8 protein-coding genes are annotated in these 13753 nt (G+C 50.0%); 3 read left to right on the forward strand and 5 right to left on the reverse strand.

What is annotated here, in order from left to right:
• Positions 1-171 precede the first annotated feature (171 nt).
• The 3 genes from D515_RS00495 (at position 172) to D515_RS00505 (ending at position 6938) form a co-directional block, all read left to right on the forward strand.
• Positions 172-4734 carry a calcium-binding protein gene (locus D515_RS00495; protein ID WP_002535116.1) on the forward strand — a complete coding sequence of 1521 codons (4563 nt, stop codon included), beginning with the start codon at positions 172-174 and terminating at the stop codon, positions 4732-4734.
• A 168-nt stretch (positions 4735-4902) separates the two neighbouring features.
• A complete protein-coding gene (locus tag D515_RS00500) occupies positions 4903-6276 on the forward strand; it encodes a tetratricopeptide repeat protein (RefSeq protein WP_002535117.1) in 1374 nt (457 codons plus the stop codon).
• A gap of 29 nt (positions 6277-6305) precedes the next feature.
• Complete coding sequence (locus tag D515_RS00505; protein ID WP_002535118.1) at positions 6306-6938, forward strand: DsbA family oxidoreductase; 633 nt, start codon at positions 6306-6308, stop codon at positions 6936-6938.
• Here D515_RS00505 and D515_RS00510 read toward each other — a convergent pair whose 3' ends face one another.
• From D515_RS00510 to lpdA, 5 genes are read right to left on the reverse strand one after another with little or no spacing between them, the layout of a single operon-like run.
• Positions 6939-7571, reverse strand: coding sequence for a CDP-alcohol phosphatidyltransferase family protein (locus D515_RS00510; protein ID WP_002535119.1), 633 nt, complete (start codon positions 7569-7571; stop codon positions 6939-6941).
• Entirely contained in the window at positions 7564-8250 is a 687-nt protein-coding gene (locus D515_RS00515; RefSeq protein ID WP_002535120.1) for an ATP-binding cassette domain-containing protein, read from the reverse strand. The genes D515_RS00510 and D515_RS00515 overlap by 8 nt, the downstream gene beginning before the upstream one ends.
• Complete coding sequence (locus D515_RS00520; protein WP_002535121.1) at positions 8213-9919, reverse strand: ABC transporter permease; 1707 nt, start codon at positions 9917-9919, stop codon at positions 8213-8215. The genes D515_RS00515 and D515_RS00520 overlap by 38 nt, the downstream gene beginning before the upstream one ends.
• A gap of 49 nt (positions 9920-9968) precedes the next feature.
• On the reverse strand, positions 9969-11102 hold the full coding sequence (locus tag D515_RS00525; protein ID WP_002535122.1) for an ABC transporter substrate-binding protein: 1134 nt from the start codon (positions 11100-11102) through the stop codon (positions 9969-9971).
• Positions 11103-11107: 5 nt separating this feature from the next.
• A complete protein-coding gene (lpdA, locus tag D515_RS00530; protein ID WP_002535123.1) occupies positions 11108-13285 on the reverse strand; it encodes a dihydrolipoyl dehydrogenase in 2178 nt (725 codons plus the stop codon).
• Positions 13286-13753 lie beyond the last annotated feature (468 nt).

The raw sequence follows: 13753 nt of genomic DNA on the forward strand, positions 1-13753 counted from the left end.
TTCGTTGTTTGAAAAAAACACAGAAAAAACAGAGCAATATGCCTCTTGTTACTTATAACTCTCTCATCAGGGCGGAGTTCTTAAAATGAGATGCATTTTTCATATTTGAGTCATCCGACTTTCGCTTCTAGTTTTTACCCAGTGGTAGTAAAGACATACTGAGGCGAAACTATGGCTGAAAATAACATTGTTGGCACTGTCGACAACGATACGATAAGCGGTACGTCTGGCATCGACAATATCGTCGGTGGTTTAGGCGATGATCATATCAGTGCAGGAAGCGGTGATGATGTCATTTTTGGCAACGGGACCTCAGAGACTACTGGAGAAACAACGACACAGCAGACCACGCTAAACGGCGCGCCGGACAGTACATTGTTCGATGTCCAGCCTGATAGCTCCATCCGGATAACCCTTTCAGATATTCAATCCTCAGCGGGATTTAGAAACAGTCTCGGCTACTACATCATGGACGAAAATGGCTTAGTGCTTTCAGCCGAAGTCGTCATAGATAATGCCAAAGCAGCAGAAGATACAGTTCTAGACATTGCGACTCCTTCTAACGCCGCTACCATCGGTATGTTCCTCATCCCCAACGGTTATAGCCGAGGTTTTGATGTAGGAAGCGTTGAACTGGACTTTTCGTCCTCAAGGCCCACCGTATCGCAAGATGGTGTCACTGTAGAGGTCTTTGTTTCCGACGCGTCATTGAACGATGACGGAGCGGATCACGAGACGTTTGACGGGGAAACGTCTGGCTGGGAAGACATTTGGAGTCTTGGTGATAAAGACTACGACGATGTCACTTTCAATATAGGCGTTACGCAAACAACAACGATAGAACAGACCGACAACGACACCATCCATGCAGGCAGTGGTAACGATACGGTGTTTGGTGAAGAAGGCAATGACACTATTTTCGGAGGAAATGGTGATGACGTTCTAAACGGCGGCAGCGGCAGTGATGTTATCGACGGTGGACGCGGGGCTGATGTTATTCAAGGCGGCACTGGAGATGATGAGCTTTCTGGTGGCCGAGGTAACGATTCCATTTGGGGTGGAGATGGAAATGACGTCTTGTACGGTAACCAAGGCGCAGACTTGCTGCAGGGTGGCAGTGGCGATGATCAACTCTTCGGTGGCAGAGGTGCAGATGAGTTGTATGGTGCCAGCGGAGATGACGTGCTTAATGGGAACCGCGGTGCAGACCGTCTATTCGGCGGCGACGGTGACGATGTTGTGAATGGCGGCCGTGGCAATGACTATGTGAAAGGCGATGCCGGAGACGACACGCTCTCTGGTGGCAGAGGCAATGATGAATTAAAAGGCGGCATGGGCAACGACGTGCTGCGCGGTAATCAAGGCGCTGATGTGCTCTATGGCGATGACGGTGATGGAGCAACACGCGGGCCAAACCTTGTGCTCAACGGCGGGTTCGAATCTTACGGTGACGATGGCAGGAGAATGTGGAGCCTCCTCAACGATGAAGACGTACCTGGCTGGGAAAGCGAAGGCAACATTAAGATGGAACTCCAGCAGGGTGGCTTTGGCGGCGGTCCTGCCAATGATGTGACAAACACTGTAATGGAACTCGATTCCACCGCAAACGCGACTGTTTTCCAACAATTCGATGTTTCATCTATTTCGGCGCAACAAGATGCGGCGATGGAAATCAGTTTCGACCATGCCAACCGATATCGTGGTAGTAACACCACAACCAGTGCTTTTTCGGTCAGTGTGACGGATCAAGATGGTGATGTGCTGTATTACCAATATTTCGATAACGACCAATCAAATCAAGCCTACGAATCTTTCAGCAGTCTGCTTTTACTGCCTGAGGGGACAGAAAGTATCAAGGTTGCTTTTTCGGGTGAAGGTCAATCTGATAGCTTTGGCGCGCTGATCGACAATATCTCTCTGGTTCAAGTCTATGAAACGGTAGAGGTCGACGGAGAAAACGTCACCTTTTCAGGTAATGCCGACACCCTTTATGGCGGTAACGGAAAAGACGAACTGTATGGCGAGTCTGGTGACGACACGCTCCACGGTGGTAACGGTGCTGATATTTTGGATGGTGGCACCGGAGATGATTTACTTAAAGGCGGCAGAGGTGATGACGTTCTAGAGGGAGGTGTTGGTGAAGACACCTTGTTCGGCGGTCGAGGAAAAGACACGCTCAGTGGTGGGGATGGAAACGACGATCTGAAAGGTGGCAGAGGTGCTGACGTTTTAGATGGTGGGGACGGTGAAGACACTCTATTTGGCGGTAGAGGGGATGATACGTTAAACGGCGGTGAAGGTAATGACTCCTTAAATGGCGGTATCGGTGCTGACATTCTCGATGGCGGGGCTGGTGATGATTCCCTGCTTGGTGGCAGAGGTGCTGATGTACTCAATGGTGGTTTGGGTGATGACAGCCTAAACGGCGGTAGAGGCCGTGACGTCTTACATGGTGGCGATGGCGCAGATTTACTGCACGGCGGCAGAGGCAACGACGAGCTCAACGGCGGTAAAGACAACGATACGCTTAAAGGTGGAAGAGGAAGCGACGTACTCAAAGGCGACTCAGGCGAAGACACCTTATACGGCGGGAGGGGCGCGGATACGCTCTATGGCGGTTCTGACAACGACAAGCTCTATGGTGGATTAGGCGCTGACACGCTTCGCGGTGACAGCGGCGACGATACGTTACATGCGGGAAATGGCAACGACCTTGCCTACGGCGGGTCGGGCGATGATGTGCTCAACGGTGGTAATGGTGAAGACTCACTTTACGGTGGTGCGGGGGCGGATGTTCTAAACGGTGGCTCCGGCGCAGACAAACTCTACGGCGGCGATGGCAATGATATCGTCAACGGCGGCGATGGAAACGACTATGTCAAAGGCGACGTCGGCGATGACGTGCTCAATGGTGGCGATGGTAAAGATACTGTACGAGGCGGCATTGGCAATGATGTCCTGAACGGCGGTCTTGGTGCTGACATTCTCACGGGGGAAGACGGCAACGATACGCTGAACGGTGGCATGGGCAATGACGTCATGTATGGCGATGAAGGCGATGACACCCTAAATGGTGGCGAGGGCTCAGATATCCTGCAAGCTGGCACGGGCGACGACGTCCTCAATGGTGGGGATGGTAACGACGAGCTTTACGGCGCGGAAGGTGATGACGTCCTGAACGGCGGCGACGGCAATGACATCCTGAAAAGTGGTATTGGTAATGACTCCCTCTCAGGTGGTGACGGCAACGACTCCATCTGGGGGGATGATGGTAATGACAACATCCAGGGTGGAGATGGCGACGACTTGGCATACGGTGGTGAAGGAAATGACTTCGTCAAAGGTGGATTAGGTAACGACACCCTTTATGGCAGCAACGGTGACGACATTGTCTGGGGTGATAATGGCAATGACACCCTCTATGGTGGTTCCGGTGCCGATGTGCTGGTCGGTGGCAGCGGCGACGATACCCTGAACGGCGGTGGTGATGATGACATCATGCTTGGCGGTTGGGGTAACGATACGCTCTCAGGTAGCAGCGGCAGCGATATCGTCTACGGCGGCGGTGGCGAGAACAGCCTGGAGCTTGGAAGCGGCAACAATACCGTCGCTTACGACGGCAAAGGTAATGATGCTGTTATAGACTTCAGCGCTCGTGACGACAAAGTGGTGATTTCGCGTTCAACCAATGTGCTGTCATTCGGCGCGCTTGCGATGGCGCAGGTCGGCGTCGATGTGGTTATTACCATGGGCAGCAAAACCCTGACACTCGAAGATACACTGTTGCAAAATCTCTCCGAAGATAACTTTGAATTTGTCAGTGAAGAGGACTTCTCAGCACTACTCAACAATGACGGAGCGCCAACCTTCAGTCAGGAAGGTATCGTGGAGCAGTCTGCCGGTAACTTCCTCGTGACGGGCAACTTGCTGGCAGAAGCCGACACTTCCGGCAATTGGAATTTGAAGACGGTCGAGATTGATGGGGCAGTCTACGAAATTCCAGATGGCACATTGGTGATTCAAACTGAACGCGGCGAGCTCACCATTTATGGCTCGGACGATGACCGCCATGCAGAAGGTGAGTACGTTTACCAACTGGCATCTGATGCTTCACTGGGCGAAGAGATCGAACACTTTGAACTGAAGCTGGAAAATGACTTCGGCGATACCGCAGACATGTCTCTGGATATCAATGCTGGTGAAGATGTTGATATTTCGCTTGGGGATCTCATGGAAGTCATCGAAGGTTCCGAGCTGAATGACAACCTCAATGGGGGTGATGAAACCAATGAGATTTATGGATATGCAGGTAATGATGTTCTTGATGGCGGCTTAGGCAACGATCTGATCGCAGGCGGAGCAGGCTCGGATGACATGTATGGTGGCGAAGGATCCGATACGTTTGTGTTCCTGCAAAGCGATGCCTCTGTCGGAACCGTGGATACCATCATGGATTACGAACCAGAGCTTGATGTGCTTGATTTCGCCGATGTACTGGGTGATATCAGTGATGAAGACCTAGGCAGCTATCTGGTTGCGCTGGAAGAAAACGACGATGGGGAAGCCGTGCTTTCAGTCGCTTCCGACGGTGACACGGTGGATCAACAAGTGGTCTTTGCATCAACATCGATTGAAGACATGGTTAACGCCTTCGGATTGGATAGTGATGCTTCCGGTCAGGATGTCATTAACGCCATGATTGAAGAGAGCAAACTCGTTACGCAATCTTTCTAAATCAAGATTTGAATTCAAACGCCTGGGAGAAATCCCGGGCGTTTTTGTTTGTCATCCTTGCTTAGTGACACAAACAAATCGTTTCCCTGCAGGCAAATTATCCTAGTTTGTCACCCTTCATTGGGCTCGCTAGTCTCACTTAAACGTTGACTAGGGAGAACAAAAACGATGGGCACAGACAGCAGAGGATTGATATATACAGGCACAGATGACGCTGGCGTTAAAAAGTTTGAAGCTGCATTGGAATGGATTTTCGACTATCGCCCAAATGCCATGGAAAAAATAGACTCCATCCTGGAAGCACACCCAGAATTTGTGATGGCCCACGTCTTGAAGGGTTATAGCATTGCGAGTGAAGGGCGCTATTCATCATTGGCTGGCATTTCTGATGTGTTGACTTCCATTCGTTCCCTCGTCAAACAAACCAATAGCCGAGAGCAACAACATATTTCTGCACTAGAAGCTTATCAGCGGGGGGATATCAAAGCTGCTCTGGAAGTCTGGGCAGGTATTTTGAATGAGTGGCCGCTGGATCTGGTCGCTTTTCGACAGTCTACAGGTAACCTTTTCTGGTTTGGTGAAAGACAACGATTGGTTGATACTGCCGCGAAAATCGCACCTCACTGGGGAGAAGATATTTCAGGCTACGGTTATTTTATCGGTGCTTTCAGCTTTGCGCTTGAAGAGGTTGGGGAGTACCAACTGGCTGAAGATTATGCCCGTAGAGCAGTTGAGCTAAATCCTGCAGATGTATGGGCTGTCCACTCTCTCGCTCATGTGCTGGAAATGAATGCACGCACTGATGAGGGCATAGACTGGATAGAGTCACGCAGAGAACAGTTACCTACCCATAACGCGTTTGTCGGCCATCTCTGGTGGCACCTTGCGCTATTCCACCTTGAGCAGGGCAATATTGATGAAGTGTTCTCCCTTCTTGACCACCATATTTACCCTGAACCTTCCAATTTCTACTTGAGTGTTCAAAACGGCGCTTCATTACTCAAGCGTTTGGAGTTTTTGGGTATTGAGGTTGGTGAGCGTTGGCAGCGGCTCTACGAAGGTGTGCGGGATGCTTATGGAGACTATATCTACCTGTTTACTGAACTTCACTCCGCCATGGTGCTCCATCGCGCGGGTGAAAAAGAGGCAATCTCGTCATTGAAGGGAAAGCTAGGTAACCCAAATGCTCTGCGTTACCCCACTGAAAATGAGCTTTCCCAAAAGCTGGTTACGGGTATTGAAGCCTTTGAAGATGGCAATTTTGCTCACGCTGCAAATTTGATAACGCCAATTCGATACGATATGGCGAAGCTGGGTGGAAGCCATGCCCAACAAGATATTCTGCATCAATACCTGATCAACGCTGAAGTTGAGCAAGGCCATTTGGAAACAACAAAAGGCTTTCTCAAAGAAAGGGTGTCCCGCAGAACCCAGTGGGACCTGGCTCCTGAGATCTACCTGAGAAAATACGCTGCAATTGAAAGGCTGACGTTAGGTGGCGATAGACAAGCACTGAATCAATTACTTAGACGCGTTCTTTAACATTTCACAGTGACAAGGATTAGTTTTTCATGACAGTACAGGTTAACTTCTACAGTGATTTGCTTTGTTTTTGGGGTTGGGTTGGCCAGCATTACAACGACAAAATCATGCATCTTTGGGATAACTCCCATGTGCAGTGGCAGCATCATTATTTGGCCTTGTATGCCAATGTACCCGAACGGATGAATTCTATTGGAGTGGGTGAACGCGGTTACATGAAATATGCCGAAATCACTGAAAGGTTAATGGCGAAATTTGATGGCTTGGACGTTCACCCTGACTTATGGAGAAAAGTCCGTCCATCGAGTTCATTGATGCCGCATCAAGCGTTGAAAGCGGTGCAGTTTGTCGCGGGTAATGACGTTGCGGTTGAACTTGAACATGCACTCCGTGAAGCGTTTTTCCGCGATGCAAGGGATATCAGCCACTATGGTGTGTTAAAAGATGTGCTTGAGGAGTGTCACCTTGCAACGCCAGACATCATGGAGCACTTTTTGACGGGCAAAGCCTTGGCAGATGTCTACGGTGACATCAAGCATGCGGAGGAAGACAAAATTCCGGGTAGCCCGGCGTGGATTTTTGACTCCGGTCGTTATCGATTCTTCGGGCAAGTGGATATCGACGTACTGGCATTTGCCATTAATAATCTGGCGCGGGAGTGATCATCCCGCGCTATCCTGAGGTGGATGATCTTTCAGTGTTTGATAACCTGCCCAAATGCGTGTGGCTGTGGTTATCCAACATAGAGCGCCGAACGTCCAGGCAATTTCTGCAAAGTAACCGGGGAACAAGCAAAACAGCACAAAGCACGCAATGGTTTCCGTTCCCTCGGTTAAACCGCCTATGTAATAAAGCGATTTGCTCTGATAAACCGGGTTTTCGATATTGCGCTTGCTTGCCATGATGGCAAACGCGAGGAAGCTCGAGCCTGTCCCCATAAAGGAAAACACCAGAAATGTCGCAGCAACTGCGTTTTGTTCGGGATTTGCCAAAGCAAAAGCAAACGGGATCATCGAATAGAACAGGAAATCTAACGTGATATCCAGAAACCCACCTGCATCGGTAATCCCTTGTCTTCGAGCCAACGCGCCATCCAAACCATCAAAAATGCGGTTCAGTGCGATAAAGAGTAACCCAAGCCAGTAATACTCGTAAGTAATCGCAGGCAGTGCCAGCAAGCCAATCAGAAAGCCACTCACTGTGACTTGGTTAGCAGTCAGGCCAATTTTGTCAGGGATCTTGGCTGCTTGCTTTAAGGGCCAACGTATAACGGCGATGGAATAGCGATCAAGCATTGTTCTGCTCCGTATTCATAAAACCCACTTTCGAGGTCGTTTCCCTTTCTTTATTTGGCCAATGCAGCAAGGTACTCTCCATGGGTACATCATCCTCATCGTGTGTCACCATTACAGCTGCAATGTTACGGGTTTTGATTTGCTTGAAGACAAATGCGCGGAATGATTTTCGAAGTGGCTTATCCAGCTTGCTAAAAGGCTCATCCAGCAATATGACTTTGGGATGAGAGAGCAGGGTACGCATTAAACTGATGCGCGCACGTTGACCACCGGAGATTTGGTCTGGCGCTTTAAAAGCGATATCCGCGAGTTCAATTTCTTTCAATGTTGCCAAGGATCGTTCTTTTTTCTCGGCAGCACTCATGGTGTCAGGCAAGCCAAATGCAAGGTTCTGCCACACATTGAGGTGCGGGAAAAGTAAATCATCTTGAAACAGAATTCCTACCGCCCGCTTTTCAGCAGGGAGTGATTGGATGTTTTGGTCATTAACCAGAATATCGCCTTCGGAATCGAACTCTGGGGAAAGATGTCCGGCAATCGCGCTGAGTAGGGTGGATTTACCACAGCCACTTGGCCCCATGATCGACAGTACATCCCCATTTTCGACGAGGAAGGACATGCCGGTGACCAAAGCGGCTTGATTAGATTTTATAGTCAGGTTTTGTACGGACAAACTCATTCACAGACTCTCTGGATTCATCATGTCGGGCTAGGCGACGGCGCGGGTCAGCCAATCGGCTGGCAGCCAGCGCAAAGGCAAAGAAAACAAGCGGCAGAAAGGCTTGAATCAGGCCATACACGGCGCTGATACGTCTATCCTGACCGCTGGCTAGGCTGACAGCTTCGGTAGTTAATGTGGTAATACGTCCTGCGCCTAAAAGCTGTGTAGGCAGATATTGGGCAAAACTGACACTGAGACCGACAGCCCAAGCCAGCAAAATAGCGGGAATCACAATCGGTAGCTTCACCTGCCACCAGGCTTTAAACGGACTGTGCCCCAAGCTACGTGCTGTTTGCGTTAAGCGTTGATCGAACGATTTCCAAGGCCCATCCAACGCGAGATAAACATAAGGAAAGGCAAACAGAATATGCGCCCAGATGGTAGCAGGGACGTGCCATTGTCCCGGTAACATGTATATCGCGACCTGAATACCGAACAGAATCGATAACTGTGGGATCAGCATTGGCACAGCAATCACCAACTGCGGCAGTGATTTGTGGTACTTATCGCGATACTCCAGACAGCCGACGGCAAATATCAACGCAACCGTTGCGGATATCAAGCCAAGAATGAGGCTGTTGGTCGCCAGCTCAATCAAGTGGCCTGATTCCTGTTCCCAAAACCGGGTGCTGGTGCGCGTCGGCCAGATATCTGGAAAGCGCCATCGAAGGGCGAATGACCAAACCAGCAACAGGGGAATCATCATAAAAGGCAGCAGGGCGATGAACTTAAACAGGTGTCGTCCCGGCAGTGCATAGGTTTTGCTGCCGCTGAACTGCCAGTTCTGCCAAACGTTAATCAGCACATATTCGAACAGGCGGTAGAGAAGCAGCGTGCCGAAACAGAGGACGAATAACGAAATGGCCCCTGCTGCTGCACGTGGCAGCATGGATAAGTCAGGGTCGTTAAACCATTGCCACACCAATACGGCAAAGGTGGTGGGCGAGGTAGGCCCCAGAATCATCGCCACATCAACGACGGATAACCCGTAAGCCAACACGGCATAAATTGGGAAACGCATCTTCGGCAGCCATTGCGGAAACACCACTTTCAACCAAGCCGCGGTGCGGTTGTAGCCGAGGCTTTGTGAAGCTGCGAGCAAACGGTCTACCTGCATTTGCTTAAGCACAGAAAGGCTCATCAGCAAAAGGAAAGGGGTTTCCTTCACCGCCAAAGCCAGAATCAATCCAATACCGCTGCTGTCCTGAACCAGCGACCAGTGGTAGGGCTGTTCTTGTCCGGTAAACAGCGCGATAAAACGGAATAACCAACCTGATGGTGCAAAGGTAAGGGCAAAGCCAATCGCAAAGGCGACGTGAGGCATGGCCAGCAAAGGAGAAAGCCACTGCTCGATGCGTTTCCAGAATCGGGTTCCCCAGCAGGATTGAAGGATCAGAAACGTAAACAGTACGGCAAAGAAAGAGGCGGCAATACCAGTAAACAGGGTGAGCTGAATGGCTTTGTTAGTGCCGGGCCACTCTTGCATCGCGCGCCAACCATCAAGGCTGGGTTCGCTTAATCCAAGAACGGGAAGATAACTGACGGCTGAAAGTAACACGCCGCCAAGTCCGGGAAGGAGAGGTAAACAGCACACGACTAATGTCATCAAATACAGCAGGCGTAACATGTTTACCTCATTTCGTATGAAGCGCTTATCGCTTCAACATTTACTCTAATTATTGACCATAGCGCTTAAGCCATTCTTGCTCGAGCGCTCCTTGCCAGCTTGGATGTGGCTCAGGCTGCGACTTGAACAATGGCTTGCTATCCGTCAGTTTTACGACCGCTGGATCACCCCAGTAATCGCTGTTTGCTTTACGAGCCTGCGCTTCTTCACTCATCAGGAAGTTAACGGCGACGAGTGCGCCTTCTTTTGCATTAGCGTTCCAAGGGATGCCCATAAAGTGAATGTTGGACAGGGCACCCTTGTCAAAAGCAAAGGCTTTTGCGGAAGGCGCAAGTGTACCGTTTTTCACTGCCGTTTCAGCGGCATTGGGGTTAAATGTGATGGCAAGCAGCAACTCTCCATCATCCAACAACTGCATGGTTTCTGCGCTGGCCGCCGGGAATTGTTTACCTTGACGCCAAGCCACAGCATGCAATTCATCCAAGTACTTCCAAAGTGGCGCTGTCACCGCTTCGAAATCGGCTTGATCAGCAGGCTTGTATAGCGGGGCAGTATCCGTGCTCAATTCCAGCAAAGCGGCTTTCAGGAAGCTGGTACCGTGGAATGCCGGTGGTTTCGGGTAGGTGATTTTCCCTGGAAACGCTTTGGCCAGACTCAGCATCTCGTTGAAAGAGGCTGGTGGGTTTGCCAGTGTCTTTTCGTCGTGAATGAAAACTAACTGGCCGACACCCCAAGGTGCTTCCAAACCATTTGTCGGCTCGGTAAAGTCCTCTTTGACTGGCAGGGATTTATCAACAATCGACCAGCTAGGCAGGCTTTCAACAAACGGTCCAAACAACAGGCCGTTTGATTTCATTGATTTGAAGTTTTCACCATTAATCCAAACCATGTCTACGCTGCCGCCTTCATTCTTGCCTGCGGCTTTTTCAGCGACCAAACGGTTAACGGTCTCTGCAATGTCAGACACTTTAACGTGTTGAAGCGTGACGCCGTAACGATCTTTCAGCTCGTCGCCCGCCCAACGCAGGTAAGCATTGATTTCCGGGCTACCGCCCCAGGCATTGAAGTAAACCGTTTGGCCTTGAGCACCTTCTTCAATTTTCTCCCAGTTGGAGAGGTCAGCCGCTGAAACGGCTGAAGTGAAGGCGAGGGCGCAAGCTGCGACGATGGATTTCAAATTCATGGTGATCAATCTTCCTTAATCATGGTTTGAGATTTGTTTGCACTGGATTCGTTACGCATCCAGGTGTGGAACTTCTCTACCCAAGCCAGCAATCCTTGAGGAGCATTGTTTTGCTTCCAAACACCGGCAGTGTATTTGGTGGCTTCACTCATGGTTGGGTAAGGGTGCACTGTACCGAGGATCTTGTTCAATCCAAGGCCGTGACGCATCGCTAGGGTGAATTCTGCGAGCAGGTCGCCAGCATGTGAACCCACAATGGTTGCACCCAGAATTTTGTCTTTGCCTTTCGGCGTGATGACTTTGATAAAGCCGTGATCTTCACCGTCTGCAATCGCGCGATCTAAATCGTCGATACCGTAGTGCGCCACTTCGTACTCGATACCTTGTGCAATCGCTTCTTTCTCGTTGATGCCGACACGGGCAACTTCTGGCGCCGTATAGGTCGCTGCGGGCATCACAGAGTAATCTGCTTTGAATTTCTTAAAGTCACCAAACAGAGCATTCACTGCTGCATACCAAGCCTGATGGCCTGCAGCGTGGGTCAGTTGGAAAGGACCTGCCACATCACCCACCGCAAAGATGTTCGGGTAGTTGGTTTGCAGATACTCGTTCACTTTGACGGTGCCGCGCTCCGTGAGCTCAACGCCGATGTCCTCAAGGCCAAAGCCTTTGGTGTTAGCGACACGACCAAGCGCCAGCATCACATAGTCAAACTCGATGACAACTTCTTCGCCATTGTGCTCAAGGTAAGCACGTTGAACGTCGCCTTCTTTTTCAAAGCGTGTGGCTTTGTGGCCAAGCAAAATGTTCACGCCGTCTTCTTTCAGGCCTTTTACAACCAGTTCAGCAGCGTCGGCATCTTCACGGATCAGCAGTTGGTCTGCCATTTCCACCAAGGTCACGTCTGTACCGAGGCGAGAGAAGCTTTGTGCCAATTCGCTACCAATGGGACCACCACCCAGTACCAGCAGCTTCTTAGGCTGCTCTTGAAGCTCCCAGACGTTGTCTGAGGTCAGGTAGCTCACTTCTTGTAGACCCGGAATACCAGGAACTAAAGGACGCGCACCGGTTGCGATAACAATGTTACGCGTGGTCAGGCGCTGACCATTCACTTCGACTTCCCAAGGAGACAGGATCTTCGCTTCACCTTCGATACATTCCACGCCAAGCTTGGTGTAACGCTCGACAGAATCGTGTGGCTCGATGTCAGCAATCACTTTATGTACACGGCCCATTACTTGTTGGAAATCCACGGTAGGTTCGCCTACGTTCACTCCAAACTCTTGTGAGCGTTTGATTTCATGCACGGCATGACCTGCACGAATCAAGGCTTTTGATGGCACGCAGCCAGTATTTAGACAGTCACCGCCCATTTTGTGTTTTTCAATCAGGGTGACTTTGGCTTTTACAGCAGCACCAATGTAGGTGGTGACCAAGCCGCCAGCACCTGCACCAATCGCAATCAGGTTGCGGTCAAACGTGGCTGGCTTTTGCCATTTGGCGTAGACACGGCGTTTTTGAATCACGTTCATGATCATCTTGGCGATGATTGGGAACACACCAAGCAAAAACAGTGACAGCAATACACCCGGAGAGACAATGCCGCTTAGTGAATCGATTTGCGCCAATTGCGTACCTGCGTTGATGTAAACCGCAGTGCCTGGCAGCATACCGATTTGGCTAACAATATAGAAAGTCGCTGTGCGGATTGGCGTTAAGCCCATCAGCAGGTTAATCAGGAAGAACGGAAATACCGGGATGAGACGCAGTGTCAGAAGGTAGAAAGGACCATCCTTCTCGACGCCTTGGTTAATCGTCGCTAATCGATCACCAAACTTGCTCTGAACCGAATCTTTCAGCAGGAAGCGGCTGACGAGGAATGCCAGCGTAGCACCAATGGAGCTGGCAAACGACACAAGAAGCAACGCCCACCAGAAGCCAAATAATGCTGCACCAAGCAGTGTCGCAATCGCCGCGCCGGGCAGTGAGAGTGCAGTCATCGCGATGTAGACAACGAAATAGATGATGCTTGCCGTAACAAAGTTACTCGCGATGGTGTCTTTTAATGCTTCATGCTGAGCCTTGGCGTTTTCAAGCGTAAACAGTGCGCCGAGGTCGAAGGCAAACCATGTGACAAATATGGCTGCAATGACAATGAGAACAGCTAACTTCTTTGTGTTCATTCCTGATCCTTTATAAGTGACGTTGTTCCACGAGTCTGTTCAATCGAAATTTGGATAACAGCGTTGCTCAAAGCACAGTTCTAACTATGGCAAAAGTTTCCTTTTGTCTGGACGAAATGCACTTCATTACCAAAGAGTTAAACAGGTTTATTGCCAAAACTGTGACCTTGGGAGTAAACGAGGTTCAGTTTGACGAAAGCAATACGTGGATTTGCGCGCTTTTCCTAATTTTGCTTGCTGGATATGACCGAGGGGATTTGGGAAAAATTACAAACTTCTTCAAAATTTTCGATGCTATATGTTCAAACATGTATATGAAAGGCTGCCGAGAGAGAGTTAACTTCCTGATAAAAATGAGAATATACGAGATTGAATAGAGTCTGGATGTGTCAATGAAGAATCACAAGTTGGATTCATAGGCAGTATTTAGTGTATTGAAGTACCAAAATGCCGAGAGGGATGAGAGCC

The sequence above is a fragment of the Grimontia indica genome, from assembly GCF_000333895.2.
Taxonomy (GTDB): domain Bacteria; phylum Pseudomonadota; class Gammaproteobacteria; order Enterobacterales; family Vibrionaceae; genus Enterovibrio; species Enterovibrio indicus.

Excerpts from the sequence above, each read along its gene's own strand:
- lpdA (WP_002535123.1), bottom strand. The coding sequence starts at position 13,285 with ATGAACACAAAGAAGTTAGCTGTTCTCATTGTCATTGCAGCCATATTT.
- D515_RS00505 (WP_002535118.1), top strand. The coding sequence starts at position 6,306 with ATGACAGTACAGGTTAACTTCTACAGTGATTTGCTTTGTTTTTGGGGT.
- D515_RS00525 (WP_002535122.1), bottom strand. The coding sequence starts at position 11,102 with ATGAATTTGAAATCCATCGTCGCAGCTTGCGCCCTCGCCTTCACTTCA.
- D515_RS00495 (WP_002535116.1), top strand. The coding sequence starts at position 172 with ATGGCTGAAAATAACATTGTTGGCACTGTCGACAACGATACGATAAGC.
- D515_RS00510 (WP_002535119.1), bottom strand. The coding sequence starts at position 7,571 with ATGCTTGATCGCTATTCCATCGCCGTTATACGTTGGCCCTTAAAGCAA.
- D515_RS00500 (WP_002535117.1), top strand. The coding sequence starts at position 4,903 with ATGGGCACAGACAGCAGAGGATTGATATATACAGGCACAGATGACGCT.
- D515_RS00520 (WP_002535121.1), bottom strand. The coding sequence starts at position 9,919 with ATGTTACGCCTGCTGTATTTGATGACATTAGTCGTGTGCTGTTTACCT.
- D515_RS00515 (WP_002535120.1), bottom strand. The coding sequence starts at position 8,250 with ATGAGTTTGTCCGTACAAAACCTGACTATAAAATCTAATCAAGCCGCT.